The organism is Paraburkholderia sp. UYCP14C (assembly GCF_004197395.1).
In the GTDB taxonomy this organism is placed as follows: domain Bacteria; phylum Pseudomonadota; class Gammaproteobacteria; order Burkholderiales; family Burkholderiaceae; genus Paraburkholderia.
In genome coordinates, this window is the sequence record NZ_SELS01000013.1 from 153,668 (window position 1) to 170,087 (window position 16,420).

The 16,420-nt window shown below is 63.9% G+C and carries 18 protein-coding genes; all 18 read right to left on the reverse strand.

Annotated features, from left to right (window positions below):
* Nucleotides 1–3: 3 nt before the first annotated feature.
* Nucleotides 4–1,332 carry a FliI/YscN family ATPase gene (locus EVC45_RS14825; RefSeq protein WP_248295140.1) on the reverse strand — a complete coding sequence of 443 codons (1,329 nt, stop codon included), beginning with the start codon at nucleotides 1,330–1,332 and terminating at the stop codon, nucleotides 4–6.
* The gene (locus EVC45_RS14830; protein ID WP_129958726.1) at nucleotides 1,325–2,020 is read right to left on the reverse strand and encodes a hypothetical protein; all 696 of its coding nucleotides are present in this window, start codon (nucleotides 2,018–2,020) and stop codon (nucleotides 1,325–1,327) included. The genes EVC45_RS14825 and EVC45_RS14830 overlap by 8 nt, the downstream gene beginning before the upstream one ends.
* Nucleotides 2,017–2,583 (reverse strand): hypothetical protein, encoded by a 567-nt coding sequence (locus tag EVC45_RS14835; RefSeq protein WP_129958727.1) that lies wholly within the window; start codon nucleotides 2,581–2,583, stop codon nucleotides 2,017–2,019. The genes EVC45_RS14830 and EVC45_RS14835 overlap by 4 nt, the downstream gene beginning before the upstream one ends.
* Nucleotides 2,570–4,099: a flagellar basal-body MS-ring/collar protein FliF gene (gene fliF / locus EVC45_RS14840; RefSeq protein WP_248295141.1), complete on the reverse strand. Its 1,530-nt coding sequence runs from the start codon at nucleotides 4,097–4,099 to the stop codon at nucleotides 2,570–2,572. Before fliF ends, EVC45_RS14835 begins: the two co-directional genes overlap by 14 nt.
* Before the next feature lie 37 nt (nucleotides 4,100–4,136).
* The gene (locus EVC45_RS14845) at nucleotides 4,137–4,448 is read right to left on the reverse strand and encodes a flagellar hook-basal body complex protein FliE (protein WP_129958729.1); all 312 of its coding nucleotides are present in this window, start codon (nucleotides 4,446–4,448) and stop codon (nucleotides 4,137–4,139) included.
* A complete protein-coding gene (flgC, locus tag EVC45_RS14850; protein WP_129958730.1) occupies nucleotides 4,448–4,921 on the reverse strand; it encodes a flagellar basal body rod protein FlgC in 474 nt (157 codons plus the stop codon). The genes EVC45_RS14845 and flgC overlap by 1 nt, the downstream gene beginning before the upstream one ends.
* A gap of 4 nt (nucleotides 4,922–4,925) precedes the next feature.
* Nucleotides 4,926–5,291, reverse strand: a complete 366-nt coding sequence (locus EVC45_RS14855; protein WP_129958731.1) for a hypothetical protein — start codon at nucleotides 5,289–5,291, stop codon at nucleotides 4,926–4,928.
* 14 nt (nucleotides 5,292–5,305) lie between these two features.
* Complete coding sequence (locus EVC45_RS14860; protein ID WP_248295142.1) at nucleotides 5,306–6,448, reverse strand: flagellar basal body P-ring protein FlgI; 1,143 nt, start codon at nucleotides 6,446–6,448, stop codon at nucleotides 5,306–5,308.
* A complete protein-coding gene (locus EVC45_RS14865; RefSeq protein WP_129958733.1) occupies nucleotides 6,448–7,035 on the reverse strand; it encodes a flagellar basal body L-ring protein FlgH in 588 nt (195 codons plus the stop codon). Before EVC45_RS14865 ends, EVC45_RS14860 begins: the two co-directional genes overlap by 1 nt.
* Before the next feature lie 7 nt (nucleotides 7,036–7,042).
* The gene (locus tag EVC45_RS14870) at nucleotides 7,043–7,798 is read right to left on the reverse strand and encodes a flagella basal body P-ring formation protein FlgA (RefSeq protein WP_129958734.1); all 756 of its coding nucleotides are present in this window, start codon (nucleotides 7,796–7,798) and stop codon (nucleotides 7,043–7,045) included.
* Between the two features lie 36 nt (nucleotides 7,799–7,834).
* Nucleotides 7,835–9,010 carry a transferrin-binding protein-like solute binding protein gene (locus tag EVC45_RS14875; protein ID WP_129958735.1) on the reverse strand — a complete coding sequence of 392 codons (1,176 nt, stop codon included), beginning with the start codon at nucleotides 9,008–9,010 and terminating at the stop codon, nucleotides 7,835–7,837.
* A gap of 58 nt (nucleotides 9,011–9,068) precedes the next feature.
* Nucleotides 9,069–9,842, reverse strand: a complete 774-nt coding sequence (locus EVC45_RS14880; RefSeq protein ID WP_129958736.1) for a flagellar hook-basal body protein — start codon at nucleotides 9,840–9,842, stop codon at nucleotides 9,069–9,071.
* A gap of 2 nt (nucleotides 9,843–9,844) precedes the next feature.
* The gene (locus tag EVC45_RS14885) at nucleotides 9,845–10,567 is read right to left on the reverse strand and encodes a flagellar hook-basal body protein (RefSeq protein ID WP_129958737.1); all 723 of its coding nucleotides are present in this window, start codon (nucleotides 10,565–10,567) and stop codon (nucleotides 9,845–9,847) included.
* 47 nt (nucleotides 10,568–10,614) lie between these two features.
* The gene (locus EVC45_RS14890) at nucleotides 10,615–12,717 is read right to left on the reverse strand and encodes a flagellar biosynthesis protein FlhA (protein WP_129958738.1); all 2,103 of its coding nucleotides are present in this window, start codon (nucleotides 12,715–12,717) and stop codon (nucleotides 10,615–10,617) included.
* Nucleotides 12,714–13,784, reverse strand: a complete 1,071-nt coding sequence (locus EVC45_RS14895) for a flagellar biosynthesis protein FlhB (RefSeq protein ID WP_129958739.1) — start codon at nucleotides 13,782–13,784, stop codon at nucleotides 12,714–12,716. The genes EVC45_RS14890 and EVC45_RS14895 overlap by 4 nt, the downstream gene beginning before the upstream one ends.
* Before the next feature lie 2 nt (nucleotides 13,785–13,786).
* Nucleotides 13,787–14,539 (reverse strand): flagellar biosynthetic protein FliR, encoded by a 753-nt coding sequence (locus EVC45_RS14900; RefSeq protein WP_129958740.1) that lies wholly within the window; start codon nucleotides 14,537–14,539, stop codon nucleotides 13,787–13,789.
* Nucleotides 14,540–14,543: 4 nt separating this feature from the next.
* Nucleotides 14,544–14,786, reverse strand: coding sequence for a flagellar biosynthetic protein FliQ (locus tag EVC45_RS14905; protein ID WP_248295143.1), 243 nt, complete (start codon nucleotides 14,784–14,786; stop codon nucleotides 14,544–14,546).
* Between the two features lie 230 nt (nucleotides 14,787–15,016).
* Complete coding sequence (locus tag EVC45_RS14910; RefSeq protein WP_129958742.1) at nucleotides 15,017–16,237, reverse strand: tetratricopeptide repeat protein; 1,221 nt, start codon at nucleotides 16,235–16,237, stop codon at nucleotides 15,017–15,019.
* Between the last annotated feature and the right edge of the window lie 183 nt (nucleotides 16,238–16,420).

Sequence of the window (16,420 nt, forward strand, 5' to 3'; positions counted from 1 at the left end):
TCTTCATGCAGCGTCCCGCAGCAAAGCGGCGAGCGCGTTGACTGTCGTCGTGCGCGGCGTCGTCACATCCGGCGCCTGGCGCAGGAAATCGAGCAGTGCGGCGCGCTGTTGCAGCGCGCGGTCGAGCGCCGGGTTGCTGCCCGGCGCGTAAAGTCCCGATTCGACGAGCGTGCGCGATGCTTCGTACGCGGCAAGCTGCGCGACGGCTTCGGCGGCGAGCCGCCGTTCATTCGGCTCGGCGACGTACTGCATCACGCGGCTGATGCTGCGCGGCACCTGGATGGCCGGGTAGTGACCCTGCTCGGCGAGTTCGCGCGTCAAGACGATGTGGCCGTCGAGCAGCGCGCGCATCGTCTCGGCCATCGGATCGTCGATGTCGTCGGTCTCGGTGAGCACGGTCATCAGCGCGGTGATCGCACCGCTGTTCCTGATCGCGCCGCATCGCTCGACAATTTTCGGTAGCGCGGCGAACACGCCCGGTGTGTAGGCGCGAACGGTCGGCGGTTCGCCAGCGGCCAGGCCGATCTCGCGCAGCGCGAGCGCATAGCGCGTGACCGAGTCGAGCAGCAGCAGCACGTGCGCGCCCTGCGCGCGAAAATGCTCAGCCACCGACAGCGCCACCAGCACACTGCGGGCGCGCATCACAGCGGGCTGATCTGAGGTCGCGACCACCATCGTCGAGCGGGCGCGCGCGCTGTCCGACAGTGCTCGTTGCCAGAACTCCTCCGCTTCGCGGCCCCGTTCGCCGACGAGGCACAGCACGCAGACGTCGGCTTCGACGTGGCGCGCAAGGCTCGCGAGCAGAGTCGTCTTGCCGACGCCGCTGCCCGCGAAAATGCCCACACGCTGACCGACGCCAAGCGTCAGCAGCCCGTCGAGCGCGCGAATGCCGGTTTCGAGCGGCTCGACCGGCGACAGCCGATCCAGCGGCGGCGTGCTCACGCCGGCGAGCGGCCATGAGGCGTCGCTCGCGGGTAGCGGTGCGCCGCCGTCGAGCGGCCGGCCCAAGGGATCGACGACGCGTCCGAGCCAGCCGGGCCCAACGGAGATCGTGTCTCCAACTCGCATCGCGCACACCGGGTCGCCGACGCAGATCGCGGCCGTCGACGTGTACGGCGCCAGCGTGACGCGGCCCACCTCGACTTTGACGACTTCCGCCTCGCATTGCCGCGGACCTGGTGCGCCGAGTGCGCAGTGCGAGCCGAGCGGCACGCCGGGGCCGTCCGCTTCGACGAACGTCGGCATCACGCGCGTGACCGTGCCGATCCGGGTTGCCGGATCGAGCTGCCGCATGGCGGCGACGTAGCGGTGGAGCGGCGCGCGGTCAGTCATCGGCGCGAAGTTCATCGAGCGTGCGATTCATATGCGAGAGCTGCCGGGGCAGGCTCACGTCGAGTCGACCGAGCTTCAGATCGATCAGGCAAGCGCCGGCAGCCAACTGCGGAGCGGCGTCGACCGTCAGTGCGCTCTGACGTGTGAGCGTGGCAAACGCGTCGCGCAATGCCTCGGCGTCGGGAAAATCGTGCGCGGACACGCGCACGCCAATCGCCGATCCAGCCGCGACCTGCGCGAGGTGATGGCGCGCGGTTTGCACGACGAGCTCCGCATACGCGGCGCTGTCGCCGAGGGTTTTGTGCAGCGCGGCTTGTGCGACATCGAGCGCGAGGCTTTCGATCGCTTGCAGGCGTTCGCGCAACGTAGCGAGCGCCGCGTCAATACCGGCGGCGAGTGCTTCGCGGCGCTGCGCGTGATCGAGCTTGACTTGCGTTACGCCTTTTTCGATGCCTTGTTCCACGCCCTGCTGCCAGGCGGCGCGCTCCCGTTCTTCAAAGTCGCGGATTTGCTCGGCATGCGTTTGCGCGTGCTCCGCGAGTTCGCGTCTGAGTTCGTCGATCTGTACCTGCGCCGCGACGGGTTCCGGCGGTTCCGCGGCGGCGGCGACGGGAACGAGCGGGGCCCGACCGAGCGTCTTGCGAGCGCTGTCGAACGACACCTGCGCGGCTTTGAGCAACAGACTCATGCGGACCGCCCGATCCAGCCGCGAAGCCTCTGGCGGAGTCGCGGCAATTCGACCTGCGACGGCATACCCTCGTCATGAAGGACATCGGCGAGTTGCGCGCAAGCGGCGAGCGCAGCGGTCTTCAATGCCGCGCGCGCACGCTCCGTGATGTCATACGCGAGACCATGCGGCATGAGCACCGCGCGGCGCTCGGGCGGCAACGCAGCGATCACGGCCTCACGGGTCGACGCGCTCACGCAGGACATCAGCCGGCAAAGGAGTTCGTTCGGCAAGGTCACGGCGAGTCGTTCAAGCTGCGATGCGGCGAGTTGCGTGTCTTCAGGCGCCTCACGCTCGCCGGAAATCGCAGTGCTGTCGTCCGTCGCTGGCTCCGTTATGGCCACCACCAAATTGCCGGGTGCGACGCGCGCCGCGTCGGCGAGCAGCGGTCGCAAGCGCGCGCGTTCCTGCTGCGACAGCGCGCTCCAGATCGCCTCGATGTCGTCGATCGCAAGTTCGCTCAGATCGGCAACCACGCGCCTCAGACGGCGTTCGCGCGATGCGTCGTGCTCAGGCGTGGCCATGCGGCTCTCCTTCTTCTGCGAGCAGCGTGCGCAAACGCAGGACATAGACTTCGCGCTGCTGCGGACTCAATGCGCGCGACCGCGAGCGGCGGGAGACTCGGCGCCGACGCACGGCGAGCAACGTAGCCATGATGCCGACGAGCAATAAGGCGGAGCACAAGGCGGCCGGATGAGTCGAGATCCATTGCGCGAGATCCTGGACCACGGCTTGCAGTTGGCGCGAGTAGGTGTCAGTTGCGGCGCGCAATGCGACGGGTTCGGATGTATCGCGAATCGAAGTACCGGCATCCAGATCCGCGCCCGTTTCGGGCTCGACCGGTGCCGCTACGCCTGCATTCGCGGGCGTCGTTAGCGTTGCCGCGCTCGTCGTCGCATCGCCGGAATGGCGCACATAGACGGACAGCACATCGCCGCGCGCGGCGTCGAAGCCGATTGACGCGCCGAGCATTGCGTTGATGCGTGTCATGTCGTCTTGCGGCAGGCCATGGTCGAGCACGATGCCGACCGACAGCCGCCGGATCGAACCGGGTTCCGATACCGTCTGCTCGAGACTGCGATCGGTCCTCGTGCCCTCGACGGACGGCAATGCGGGCAGCGGCGGCGTGCCGGAAGGCGGCAACGTGTGTGCGCTTTTCGTCGACGGCAGCGGGGGCGTGGAGCTGGCCGAACTGTCGGCGTTGACGATCGGCCGGGTGACACCCGACTCGCGCGTCGTGCGCGTTTGCGCGAAGTCGAGCGCGGCGTCGACGCTGACGCTGACATGACGGTCGCCAACGAGCGGGGCAATCTGCGCAAGAATCTTGCGCTCATAGCGCTGCTCGATCGCCTGCTTCAATGTGAAATGCGGGTCGTCGGTCACCGCGGTTTCGCCGGCTTTGGCGCCCGCGACGTCGCCGCGCTGATCGAGCACCGTGACGTCGTTCGCGGACAGTTCGGGTACCGCTGCGGCCACCAGCCGCTGGATGCCGCGCACGGTCTCGGGAGCAAGCGCCTGGCCGTCGCGCATGAATAGCGCCACCGACGCCTTGGGACGCGCCGCATCGCGCCGGAACAGCGACGACTCGGGCAAGGTCAGATGCACGCGCGCGAGGTCGATCTCATCGAGCGTCATGATCGTGCGCGCGAGTTCGCCTTGCAACGCGCGCTGGTAGTTGACCTTCTGCGCGAACTCGGTGAGGCCGAGATCGGAGTTGTTGAACAGCTCGAAACCAACCGCGCCATGCAGACGCAGATCGCTGCTCATCAGCTTCAGACGCAGCGCGCGCGTATCCCCGGCGGGCACCAGAATCGCGGAGGTCTTCTCATCGATGCGGTAGGGCACCTTCTGCTTGTCGAGTTCGGCCACGACCGCGGACGCGTCCTGAGGCTTCAGATCGCGGAACAGGACCTGATAGCCGGGCCGCGACAGGAAGAACGCGGCCGCCATCATGCCGCACAGCAGCAGTGATAACGCGCCGACCATCATGAATTGCCGCTCGCGCGACGCATCGGTAAATAGCGATTTGAAGCGGGACATACTGGCTTCCATTTCAGAGTTGCATCCGCATCAGTTCCTAGTAGCCCTCGACGAGGCGTGAGCGGACCTGCAACGCGAACTGGAGTGACATGCGGGCCTGTTCCAGTGCCATCACGACCTGATGCGGCGGCAGGTCCGCGCCAAGCGCGAAATCGGTCACGGCTGCGTTGGCGGTGCTGAGCTGCGTGTCGACGGATTGCAGGCCATCGACGAGCAGCGCACCGAAGCCGGATTGCGTGCTCGCGCCGAGGCCGGGCTGTACTTGTGACGCAAGCGACGGCGTCAAGCCGGTCTGCCATGTCGGCGCGAGAAAGCCCGGTTCGAGGGCGGCGATTTCAGCGATGCTCATCAGTGGCTTCCAAGTTCGAGCGCACGCATGTACATCGAGCGTGCCGCGTTGAACATCACGGTGTTGGCTTCGTAGACGCGCAGCGTCTGCACCATCAGCGCCATTTCGCCGGCATGATCCAGACCGGGGTAGGACACGAAGCCTTTTGCGTCCGCATGCGGATGCGACGGGTCGTAGACGAGGCGCGGGGGCGCGTCGACCGTCTCGATGCCGTACGTCTGCGCGCCCCCGAGCCCCTGCGTGGCAGTCAGTCCCGCAGCGCCGTTCGCACTGGCCGTGCCGCCGTTGCCGAGCAGACTGGAGAAGTCCGCAGAGGCGAGGCGCGGCCCCGATACGAGCCGTTGCGGCTGATAAGGCGCGCCGCTGGCCGTGCGCGTCGTGCCCGCGTTGGCGAGGTTCTGCGCAATGACTTCCATGCGTTGGCGCTCGACGTCGAGTCCGGAGCGCGCGATCGCGAAGATGGAATCGCTCATCGGTTCAGCCTCCGGCGATCGCGAGCTTCTCGATCTGCATCGTGCGATCGAGCATGCCGAGCAGCATCGCGTAGCGTGCCGACGTTTCGGATGCCGTCGCAATCTCATCGCCGATCCGCACGGTATTCGAGGCGAGCGGCAGCGGTACGTCGATGCGCGGCGCGACACTTGCAATACGCGCGAGCACGCTGGCTGGCGTGTCGCCCGGGTGAGGCGCGGCAGCGTCGCGCAACGCATCCTCGAACGATACGCGTAGCGGCGTGAAATTCGCCGAGCCGGCGTTGGCCACGTTCTGCGCGGTGGCGGTTTGCCGTGCGAACAGCCCGTCGAGGGCCTTGCCGGCGATGGCGGCGACGAAGTTGATGGTCATCGCGGTTGCTCCTGTTATTGAACGATGATGTCGGCGTGCAATGCGCCCGCCGCCTTGATGGCTTCGAGAATCGCAATCACGTCGCGTGTACTGACTCGGCTGCGCGACAGCGCCTGCACGAGTTCGCCGACCGAGCCGTGCGGGAACGTCGCGGCGACGGTCTGGCCGGGTTCGTCGACGGAAAGATCGCTGTTGCCGATCACGAGACTGCGTACGCCGCGGCCCGCGATGCCGATCTGCTCGGGCTGCGACGCCGAGTATTCGGTTGTGACAGTCACACGAATATCGCCGTGCGAGATCGTGATCGGCGAGATGTGCGTGTCGCCGCCGGCGACCACGGTGCCCGTGCGTTCATTGATGACCACACGCGAGTCCTGATCGGGCACGACGCCGAGCGTCTCCACGCGCGCCACATAGCTGTTGAGTGCGCTGCCTTCGCCGGGAGCGCGGATCTGCACGGTTTGCCCGTCGAGCGAGCGTGCGCTGCCGGCGCCGAACGTCTGGTTGATGCGTTGCGCGATGCGCTCGGCCGTGGTCGCGTCCGCGTTGCGCAGCACGAAGTTCAGATAGCCGTCCTGCGTGACGAGCTCAGCGCGCACAGGTACTTCGACGATCGCGCCTTGCGGCACAGTACCGACCGTCGGATGATTTTTCTGGCGCAGGTTGCCGTTGGCGTCGAAGCGGTAGCCGCCGACCGTGATCGGGCCTTGCGCGAGGGCGTAGGTCTTGCGGTCGGGGCCGCGCAGCGGCGTCATGATCAGCGTGCCGCCCGACAGGCTGCGTGCATCGCCCATCGATGTGACGTTGATGTCGATCCGGTCGCCGACGTTGGCGGTGGGCGGCAGCGAGGCCGTAATCATGACCATGGCGACGTTGCGGCTCTGGATCTGGTCCTGGGTCAGATTCAGATCGAACTGCGACATCATGTTCACCATGGCCTGGCGCGTGGCCTGATTGCGCGGCGTGTCGCCCGAGCCCGCCAGACCCGACACGATGCCGTAGCCGACGAGCAGGTTGTCGCGCCAGCCGAGAAAGCGTCCGAGGTCTTTGAGGCGTACTTCGTTGGCCGCGTGCGCCGGCCCGCTGACGGTGGCCCACGCGCAGACGAGCAGCAGCAGGGCGCGGGTGAGCCGCGTCGCGCGGGAAGAGAGTCGCATTACCATAAGCCCAACCATGCAAGAAAGCGGGGAATCAGGCCGGGCTTCGACCGATCGGTGATGAAGCCTTCGCCGACATAGTCGATCTTCGCGTCCGCGAGGCGGCTCGACTGCACCGTGTTGTTCGCCGCGATGTCGACCGCGCGTACGCGGCCTTGAAGGTGAATGAGCGTCTTTTCGCCGTTGACGTCGATGGCCTGTTCGCCCGCGACGATCAGGTCGCCATTGGCTTCAGTCGACTCGACGCGCGCGCTGATCTGCGCGAGCAAACGGCCCGTGCGCTGGATCTGTCCGCGTCCGCCGTAGTTGTCGCCGAGGCCGATCTGCGCGGCGTTGCCGCCGGCCCACATCGTCGACACGCTGCCTTGCACGGCGACGTTCGTTTTGGTCGACGTGTCTGCGGTATTGCTCGCGGTTGAGTTCTCGTAGACGAGGATCGTGACGATGTCGCCCGGGCGCGACGCGCGGCGGTCCGAGGTCAGCGACTGGTAGGTGTCGCTCTGGAACAGGTCAGCGGCGTGGGCGGGCGTCAAAGTGCACCAGGCGATGCCCACGGTTGCCAGCGTTGAACGGATCTTGTGTTGCATGAATGAGTTACTTCGACAGCGAGGTGGTTGCGGGAATGGCTACGATGTCGCGATCGCCTGTCGCGATCATGGTTGCGCGGCCACTAGCGCTGTCCGTTAATGCAATGCCGGTTCGCGAGACGGTGACGGCACCCGTCCGTACGACGGCCACGACGCTTTCGCCCCGGCTGACCTGAGCGAGACGTTGTGCGGGGATGCCGGTTATGACGTCGCCGCGCATGAGGTCTCGAGCCGCACGTGCGAGGTGTGCTTTGTCATCGTAATGAACGCCAGGTGCGACCGCTTTTTGCTGGCAGGCGATATCACTGACGCTGTCGAACGTGATTGCCTCGCCCTTCGCGAGATCGCGAACGAGTTCGACGCAGCGTGCCGACGGTGCAGACCGGACTTCGCGCGCCGGATCAGGCGTAGCGCGAACGGGGCGGCTGATGATGATGGCAGGTTGTCCGTCCTGCGTCGCAAGCCATGGCGTGAGAGCCGGAATCTGCCGTCGAGCCGCTTCGGCGAGACGACGCGGCTCGATGGCAACACTCGCTTCCGCTTCGCGCAATCTCGCGACGACGAGCCCGGCCGCCTGCTTTTGCAGGCCGAAAGGCAGAGCGCCCAGGTCCGCGACATCGCCGAATCGCACGATGCTGCTGTCGAAGTCGGCGACGTTGCGGAGTGTGAGCGTTGTGCTGGACGCATGAGTCGCTGCGCTCACCACCATGCAGCCAAGCGCGATGGTTAACGGGTCGAGCCAGCGCAAACGGGTAGACGACATAAGACCGGGCGCATGTGGATTGAACACGTGGCGGCCTTATCTGATCGAGAGTGCGAAGCCGGCGACTACCTCACGCAACGGAAAGGTTGACCAGTCGGTGAAGTTCAGTACGCCACCGATCTCCTCGCCGTTGGGGCCGTAAAACCGGCCACTGATCCTTCCGGTCGATGGATAGCCGTCGTTCGACTTGAGATCGCATGAGAACATGTTGTTGACGGCATCGATGTCGGCGTCGCAGGCGAACAGAGGCAGTGACATTTCGGCTTCGGCGGTACTCCAGTCATTTACCACCGAGATCCTGGTCACCTTCGGCACCTGAAAAGAGATCGTCCTCCGGGCCATATCGGCCGTGCCCTGAATGACAGCCCCAGCGAGCGGAAGGAGCGGCGAGCTTACCCAGTCGGACTCATAGCGCGACTTGCCGACTAGCGGTCCGGCATACATGCGCGAGCGAATCTGGCCAAGGTCTTCCGGGCGGGTCTGGCTGCCGAATGCGAATCCGCCCGACGTAACCGAATAGTCGGTGTAAACGCCGGTTCGGACTGCTTCCCAGGCGCCGGCCGCGACATAACCGCTTCCGTTCTGTCCGCGAATGACCGCGAACTTCAATGGACTACCGGATGAGATGTCGTAGTTGACGCCAAGAATCTGCTTCTGAGTATTTGTCAGCGAGACCGCGAGTTCGTTGAACGTCGGCGCGGTGGGTGCGCCGTCGACGCTGGCCGTGGCCGGCATGCTTGCGCCGAGCTGCGACAGATAGCCGCCAGCAACCGTCGATCCGGATATCTGCCGGAGTTTGATATCTCCGGCGACCGGGTTCGCAATGTTGGCGATCACGGCAACAGGATCTGGCGGAACGATGTACTTGAGCGTCGAACGAGCGATCATCACCACGCTTTGCACACCTTCGATCGGCCCGAGCGGTAAGTCGGCCATCTTCACGTATCCCGGCTTTTGCGGCGGGACTTCACCGTCGGGCACTGGCGTGGCGCCTGTGTTGTCGGGAGGCAAGATTGGCTCGCCCGGTGGTGTGACGGCAGGCGTTGTTGGGCCAGACATGTTGACGCCGCCCGGATCCCGGTCGGGATCCGAGGAAGCGTTCAGTTCGCTGGCGTTGGGTGAACGCGCATCGTCCGGGTTATCGCCGCCACAGCCGATGAGAGCGAGCGTGCAACACGCTGCAAGGAGGGTCTTTTTGAACGTAAATTGCATGGTGCGTTTTTTGGATTCCTGTAGCTGTCAAATGTCGATCAATGCGTTCCAGCGCTGCTTACCGCTTCAACCCATTCGCAATCGCCATCAACTCATCGCCGGCCTGCACGAGTCGCGCGTTCGACGCATAGGCACGCTGGTACAGCATCAGACTGACGAGCTCATCCGACAGCGACACGTTCGACGCTTCGCTAAACCCCTGCGCCAACGTTCCCGCGTTGTCTTCGCCGGGGCGCACGCGGCTCACTGTGATGCCGTCGTCCTGAATGCGATAGACACCGTCGCCGGCCGACTGCAACGTGCGTACATCGGTGGGCATCACGAGTTCGATTTCGCTGAGGTCGACCGGGTCCACCTGGTTCGGCAGAATTGCCTGCACCTGGCCGGTGGCCGAAATAGTGATGCCGGACGCGTCGCGCGGAACGGAAATCATCGGCTTGAGCGGCAGGCCGTTCGGCGCCGTCAGATAGCCGTCGGTCCCAACGTGCAGCGTGCCGCCGCGCCACAACGTGGCCGGACCCGAGTCCGACGCCAGTTCGATGAAACCGTCGCCGCGAATCGCGAGATCGAGCGCGCTGCCGGTCGGGCGCAACTCGCCCGCCGAGAAAACGTGCGGCGACGGATCGGCTGCCACACCCGCGGCGGTGGCGATGGTTTCGTTGACCGCGGCGCGGCTGAGTGGCGCGGCCGCCGACGTCAGCAACTCGCTGAAGGACACCGTGCCGCGCTTGAACGCGGGCGTGTTCATGTTCGCAATGTTGTTCGCGGTGACGTCGACGGCTGTCTGCTGCGCGTTCAAGCCCATCGCACCGATATAGAAAACGTTGTTCACGATTACATGTCTCCCAAACGCTGTAAAACGGTGCCGACCATGTCGTCATACGCGTGCACGAGCTTCTGGCCGGACTCGACGCGGCGCATTGCGTCCATCATCTGCATCATGTCGTTGCCGACCGACACGTTCGACGATTCGATAAAGCCCTGGGTGATGTGCGGCTGTTCGCTGTCGATGGCCTGCGCGTCAGCCGCATGGAACAGGCCGTCCGCGCCGCGCCTGAGTTGCGTCGGATCCACGAAAGTCGCCACACGTATCACGGCCGAAGGCGAACCGTCGTCAATCAGCGTGCCGTCGCTCGCGAGTTGCCAGTTGTTCGAACGCAGGACTACGTCGCCGCCGCCCGCGGCCTGCAACGCCCATCCCTGGGAGGTGACGAGACGGCCGTCGGCATCGCGCTGGAATGCGCCGAGCCGCGTGTAGGCCGGGCCATCTGCGGTCATCACCTCGAAGAAACCGGTCCCGCCGATCGACAGATCGAGCGGATTCCCGGTGTGGACCAGCTTGCCGGCGGAGAAATCGGTTGCGATGCCGGTTGGCGGCCGCGTGAGCGCGGCGGACCCAGGGACGGTTCCGCTGAGTCCGGCCGCAAGCACGTCGTCGAATGCGATCTGCCGCTTGTAGCCCGGCGTGGCCACGTTCGCGAGGTTTTGCCCGGCGGTTTCGATCCGGCGCGTTTCGTGCGAGATCAAGCTGGCCGCGACAGTCATCATGTTGTCCATCAGAAGTCCGTTTTAGTTGGCAGGCGGGTGGGCGGGCGGATCGACACTCAGGCGGCGAGCGGTGTGGCGTTCGAGGTCTGCGCGGCGCGCGCGGGAGCCCGAGGCGCGGCCGCATCGAGACTGACCATCGCGAACGATTTGAGGCTGATCGAGTGCGGAACCTCGTTCATCGACAGCACCGCGAGGCGTGGCGCGACACGATGCGTGAAGGTCTTCAAATGGCGGCGAATCTCCGGACGGCACAGCAACACAGGTTTGAGGTTTTGTCGCATCATCGCGTCGACCTGCGCGGCAAGCCGCGCGAGAAAACTTTCTGCCAGACGCGGATCGAGCACGAACGCCCCGGCGCCGTCGGCGCCTTGCAGGTTCTGCACGATCGAGTTTTCGAGCGCGGGGTCGAGCGTCAGCACCGCGAGCGCATCGTGGTCGCCCTGGATCGCCTGACAGATGCCGAGGCCGAGCCGCTGGCGCACACGCTCGCTCAACGCGGCCGGGTCTTTCTCATGCCGACCTGCGTCGACCAGCACTTCGACGATCAGACCGATATTGCGGATCGCGACCTGCTCGGTCAGCAGGTTCTGCAAAACGCGTTGCACGTCACTGACCGCGAGCACGTTCGGCACGAGTTCCTCGACGAGGCCAGGTGTGCGGGAGCGCACACTCTCGAGCATCGCCACGACTTCCGTGCGCGACAGCAACGCAGGCACGTTGGCCTTGATGACCTCGGTGACGTGCGTGATCAGCACGGTCAGCGGATCGACCGCGGTATAGCCGAGCGAGCGCGCGCGTGACAGGTCGGCCGTATCGATCCATACCGCAGGCAGTCCGAATGCCGGATCGTGAGTGGCGATGCCTGACACATTCTCGCCTTTGTCCGACGAGTGAATAGCGAGTGTCTTGTCCGGATACAGCGTTGCCTGACCGAAGCGGTCGCCGAACAGCAGGATCCGATAGTCGTTGGAACCGAGCTGCGCGCCGTCGCGAAACACGACGGGCGGAATCGAGACGCCCATCTCGGCTGCGTACTGTTTGCGAAACGCCGCGATGCGTTCAGCCAGCACGCTTTGCATCGGGATCCATGCGGCCGTCAGCGCGGCGCCGAACGATACTTCTATGGCAGGCAGGTCGGACGGTTCATTCGGCGTGGGCGCGAGTCCGCTTTCTCCATCTGCCGCGGATCCGTCAGCCGGTGCCGCACTTCGATTGCGGCGCGCGATCCACCACGCGCCGCACGCGATAGCCGCCAGGATCAACACTGGCCACTTTGGCATGCCCGGCAGCGCGAGCAGGCCGGTCAGCGCGACCATCACGAGGATCTGGATCTTCGGGAATTGCACGAGTTGGCGCAGCACCTCGTTGCCGAGTTCCCCATCGGCAGATGAGCGTGTGACGATGATGCCGGTCGCGACGGATATGATCAGCGCGGGCACCTGTGTGACGATGCCGTCGCCGATCGTCAGCAGCGTGAAAGTCTGCATCGCCTGGCCGAGCGGCATGCCCATCTGCGCGACCCCGACCGCCCAGCCACCGAGAATGTCGATCAGCAGGATCACGATGCCGGCAACCGCATCGCCTTTGACGAACTTGCTTGCGCCATCCATCGAACCATAGAACCCGGCTTCCTTTTCGAGCGCCTTGCGCCGCCGCTTCGCTTCGTCCTGATCGATGAGACCCATGTTGAGATCTGCGTCGATACTCATCTGCTGGCCGGGCATCGCGTCGAGCACGAAGCGTGCGGCGACTTCCGACACGCGCTGCGCGCCGGTCGTAACCACCACGTATTGCACGACGATCAGGATAAAGAAGACGATCAGGCCAATGACGAAGTTACCCTGCACGACGAATGCGCCGATTGCCGCGATGACCTGGCCCGCTTCGGCGCCGGACAGAATCAGCCGGGTCGCGGCGATGTTCAACGACAGGCGGAACAGCGTCGCAATCAGCAGCAGCGAAGGGAACGTCGAGAACTCGACGGGCCGTGACACGTAAAACGTCATCAACAGGATCGTGAACGCAAATGCGAAATTGACGATGATGAAGAGGTCCAGCGCCCCCGCCGGAATGGGCGTAAACAACAGCAACAGGATCGCGACGACGGCAAAGACGAGCGCGAGATCGGAATGGTTGCGTAGACGTGATTGAAGCGTCATGCGGACACCGCCTGCGACGGCGCGCGTCGCGCCTGCAAATAGATCGCCGCGGTATCGCGATACAGGTCGCCCGGCACCTCGCGGTCGAGCGCTGCCTTGAAATAGAGCGCGCGAGCGAAGCGTGGTGACTCGATGACCGGTACGCCATAGACGAAGGCGAGCTTCTTCAGACGCAACGCGAAATCGCCGGCGCCTTTGGCGACGACATGCGGCGCGGCCATCCGTGACGGATCGTATTTCAGGCCGACCGCATAGTGCGTCGGGTTCGCGACGAGCACGTCCGCACTACGCACCGCCTTCATGCTGCGCGAGCGCTGCAGCAATTCGCGCTGCAACTGGCGGCGGCGCTGCTTGATGCGCGGATCGCCTTCGCGCTGTTTCATTTCCTGCTTCTGCTCGTAGCGGCTCATACGCATCTTCTTCGCGAACGCGTGCCGCACCAGCACCTGGTCGATCAACGCGAACACAGAGGCGGCCGCAAGAAGCAAAAACAGCAGGTGGATGCCGCTCATGAGCAGCGTCTGCGCAATGCGTAGCGCGGACAGGTCTTCATGCGCGAGCGAAACGGCCGCATCGACGATCGTGAAACGGATGATCGCGACATAGACGACCATCTTGAAGCACGCCTTGGCGGCTTCGATCAGTGTCTGCATCGAGAAAACACGCTTGAATCCCTGCAGCGGATTCAGCTTGCTGGTGTCGAGTTTCAGTGCGCCGGAGGCGAACAGAAAGCCGGTCTGCATGACCGCTGACAACAGCGCGCTACCCATTGCAATTGTGATGAGCGGTGCAAGCACATGCGCAGCCTGCGATAGCAGCGTGCCCGCGACGACCAGCATTGCGCCGCCGCTTGCGCCGAGCGCCGCCGCTTCGCTCAGCGCTCGTGCGCTGAGCGAAGAGAGACGCGCAGCCATTTCTCCGCCCCACACCGACAGATAGCCCGTGCTCGCAAGCAGACTCAGCACCATGCCGAGCTCCTGGCTGCGCGGCACCATGCCTTTCTTGCGCGCCTGCTCGAGCTTGTAGGCGGTGGCCTGTTCCGATTTGTTCTGTTCCGTGTCCGACATGGCTAATCCAAAGACGGTACGAACGCCAATGCGTGCGTGAGCAAACGCAATGTCGCAGGCGCGAGAAGACCAGCCGATAGCGCCATCGTGACGAGCGTCGCGATGGTCTTGATCTGCAGACCTAGCATCAGTGCATTCATTTGTGGCAACGCGCGAGACAGAAACGCGATCGATATGTCGATCAGAAATAGCGTGACCATCGCCACTGCAATGACCGACAGGCCCATGCCGAGCGCAACGCTGAAATAGGCGATTAGCGCCTCGGGAGTGACGGCGAGTCGAGCGTAGCCGACGGGAATGACGCTTGTTATTGCCATTAAGAGCCGGAGCAGTTCGAGATGACCGCTCGAAGCAAAAAACAGCAGGCCCGCGACGAGCGTGAGTATCGTGCCGAACAGCGGCGCCTGCGCGCGCGAACCGGGATCGATCACCATCGCGAGACCGTAGCCCGCCTGGACGTCGAGCACGCGGCCCGCGAACGTCAGCGCGGCAAACGCGGCCTGGAATGCGAAGGAGATCGCGAGGCCCAGCATCAATTCAGCTGCGGCGGCGATGAGCAGCGCTGCGCCATCCGTGTAGATGTCGGGTGTGATGTTGTGTGCAAGACAAGCGGCGAATGCCAGCACGAGGCATACGCGTACCCGCACGGGCACCTGCGTTTGTGAAAACGGCGGCGCGAGCACGAATACCGGGCCGATTCGTAACGACAGAAGAAGAACGCCGAGCGTCCAGATCGTGCTGGATTCGATTGCCATTGCGTTAGCCGAGATTCGGAATGCTGCGAAAAAGCGATGCGGCGAAGCCCGTGAGACGCGCAAGCATCCATGGGGCGAGCGCAACCGTCACGATGACGGCAACCGCGAGTTTCGGCACATAGCTCAGGCTCATTTCCTGCAATTGCGTAACGACCTGAAAGACGCTGATCAGCAGACCGACCACGAGCGTGGCAATAACAATTGGCCCGGCAATGAGGAAGCTGTTCCAGAACAGCTGCGTCATCATTTGGAGTGCCTGGTCTGCCGACATGAATGCGGTCCCGTGTTTATGTGGAACGCATTATCGTGAGTTTTCTTTCTAATTGGAAGCTTTGAGATTTGAGATAATTAGCTTTGCGAACAAACACTCAATGTAATCAGGAAGATGCGGATTTATATCAAAATTATCGCGCGCCGGTTGTTTTTAAGATGTCTTCCATTTCAAATATATTTGACTATTCGTTAAGGCATCGGAAGTTAATTCGGACGATTCTTAAATCGTAAAGAATGAATGCGCGCGAGCGCCTGTGCAATGGTCTTTCCCTGGGCGTCGACAGGGCGGTGAAGTGCGGCGTCGAGAATGACGTTGGCAACGTCCTGATGCCCGGCCTGCGCTTCCAGCAGGCTTTGCGCTAGCGTTGCCGATAGACACGCGGGGTCGAGACGCAAGGCGATCTTTGCCTGAGTGCGCGCCTCGTCGAGTTTTCCCTCCTTGAGCGCTACAACGGCCAGCGAGCCTGGCACCTCCGCGAAGCCGCGATCGATGCGTCCGCCCTGCTCAAGGCGTGCACGTGCCTGCGCGAGATCACCGTTCAGCAGATGAGCCCACCCCGCCGCGACCCACGAGCCGGCATGATTTCCGAATGACTGGGCCGCCACGTCAATCTGCTGCGCCGCTTGCGCGAACTGGTGCTGTTCCAGTAGCGCAAGCCCGTTGCCCAGATGGGCGCGGCTGTTGGTCGGTCGCATTTCCAGTGCCCGGGCGAATAGCGCGATGGCATCGTCGGAATGCCCATCGTTAAGGGCGAGCAGGCCGCTTACCGTGAGGCCGTCGGAGACGTTCATCGCTCTCGCAGCGAACTCGCCCGCGCCCGCGATGTCTTCGGCATCGAATAGCGCGGTTGCGACGCACCCGCAGACTTCGGCGCCAACCTGCGGATGATCCGCGTGCCGAGCGCCAAATTCGATGACTTCGTCAAGCAGACCCAGATGGTGCAGTAAATGGAGCTTGAGCGTGATGGCCTGTGGCACGACGGCGAATATATCGTCTCCGAGCAGCGCGATTGCCTCGTTGCTGTGGCCCAGCAGGGCGTGTGCGTAAGCACTGTTATAGAGAATAACCGGGTCGCTCTGAAAGTCCGGTAATGCGGCGAATGCGCGGAGTGCTTCCTCGAAGCGGCCGCCAGCCATTGCACATAGCCCGCGCAGATGCATCGATGCGGGCGGTACGGCACCGAGTGCCTGCTGTCGTGCGAGAAGCTCTTCGCACAGATCGAGTCGCTGCTCGTCGAATGCGCACGCCGCGGCGTCGCCAAGTAGCGCTGCGTTGCCCGGATCGGACTCGATGTACCCAAGCAGGCGAGCGAGTCGTTCGGATATCGAAGCAGTGTCTTGTCCCGGAAAGATTGTCATGGCGTTTGCTGCGGTGATTAACCGGATCGGAAAGTAGGAGCGCAAAAGCGCAGTGATTTTTAGCATAGCAGTCCGTGAGTGCTATCGCAAAGATCGGACGGAGATGTGGGCGTCGCCGGGAAAACAATTCTGAGATAAATGAACGGACTGCCAACAAAATCGTAACAGCGTCGCGATTTCGCTAAACGGTTCGAAAAATCTGCGGATAACTTGTTCGGAAGCCCGCTCGGCGAACCGGCGCGGATGGCA

Coding starts and splice junctions, on each gene's coding strand:
- EVC45_RS14845 (WP_129958729.1), bottom strand. CDS start 4,448: ATGAGCATCGCTGAAATCGCCGCCCTCGAACCGGGCTTTCTCGCGCCG.
- EVC45_RS14860 (WP_248295142.1), bottom strand. CDS start 6,448: ATGCGACTCTCTTCCCGCGCGACGCGGCTCACCCGCGCCCTGCTGCTG.
- EVC45_RS14895 (WP_129958739.1), bottom strand. CDS start 13,784: ATGTCGGACACGGAACAGAACAAATCGGAACAGGCCACCGCCTACAAG.
- EVC45_RS14865 (WP_129958733.1), bottom strand. CDS start 7,035: ATGCAACACAAGATCCGTTCAACGCTGGCAACCGTGGGCATCGCCTGG.
- EVC45_RS14890 (WP_129958738.1), bottom strand. CDS start 12,717: ATGACGCTTCAATCACGTCTACGCAACCATTCCGATCTCGCGCTCGTC.
- EVC45_RS14900 (WP_129958740.1), bottom strand. CDS start 14,539: ATGGCAATCGAATCCAGCACGATCTGGACGCTCGGCGTTCTTCTTCTG.
- EVC45_RS14910 (WP_129958742.1), bottom strand. CDS start 16,237: ATGCTAAAAATCACTGCGCTTTTGCGCTCCTACTTTCCGATCCGGTTA.
- EVC45_RS14870 (WP_129958734.1), bottom strand. CDS start 7,798: ATGTCGTCTACCCGTTTGCGCTGGCTCGACCCGTTAACCATCGCGCTT.
- EVC45_RS14905 (WP_248295143.1), bottom strand. CDS start 14,786: ATGATGACGCAGCTGTTCTGGAACAGCTTCCTCATTGCCGGGCCAATT.
- EVC45_RS14830 (WP_129958726.1), bottom strand. CDS start 2,020: ATGAGTCTGTTGCTCAAAGCCGCGCAGGTGTCGTTCGACAGCGCTCGC.
- fliF (WP_248295141.1), bottom strand. CDS start 4,099: ATGTCCCGCTTCAAATCGCTATTTACCGATGCGTCGCGCGAGCGGCAA.
- EVC45_RS14825 (WP_248295140.1), bottom strand. CDS start 1,332: ATGACTGACCGCGCGCCGCTCCACCGCTACGTCGCCGCCATGCGGCAG.
- flgC (WP_129958730.1), bottom strand. CDS start 4,921: ATGAGCGATTCCATCTTCGCGATCGCGCGCTCCGGACTCGACGTCGAG.
- EVC45_RS14835 (WP_129958727.1), bottom strand. CDS start 2,583: ATGGCCACGCCTGAGCACGACGCATCGCGCGAACGCCGTCTGAGGCGC.
- EVC45_RS14885 (WP_129958737.1), bottom strand. CDS start 10,567: ATGGACAACATGATGACTGTCGCGGCCAGCTTGATCTCGCACGAAACG.
- EVC45_RS14875 (WP_129958735.1), bottom strand. CDS start 9,010: ATGCAATTTACGTTCAAAAAGACCCTCCTTGCAGCGTGTTGCACGCTC.
- EVC45_RS14855 (WP_129958731.1), bottom strand. CDS start 5,291: ATGACCATCAACTTCGTCGCCGCCATCGCCGGCAAGGCCCTCGACGGG.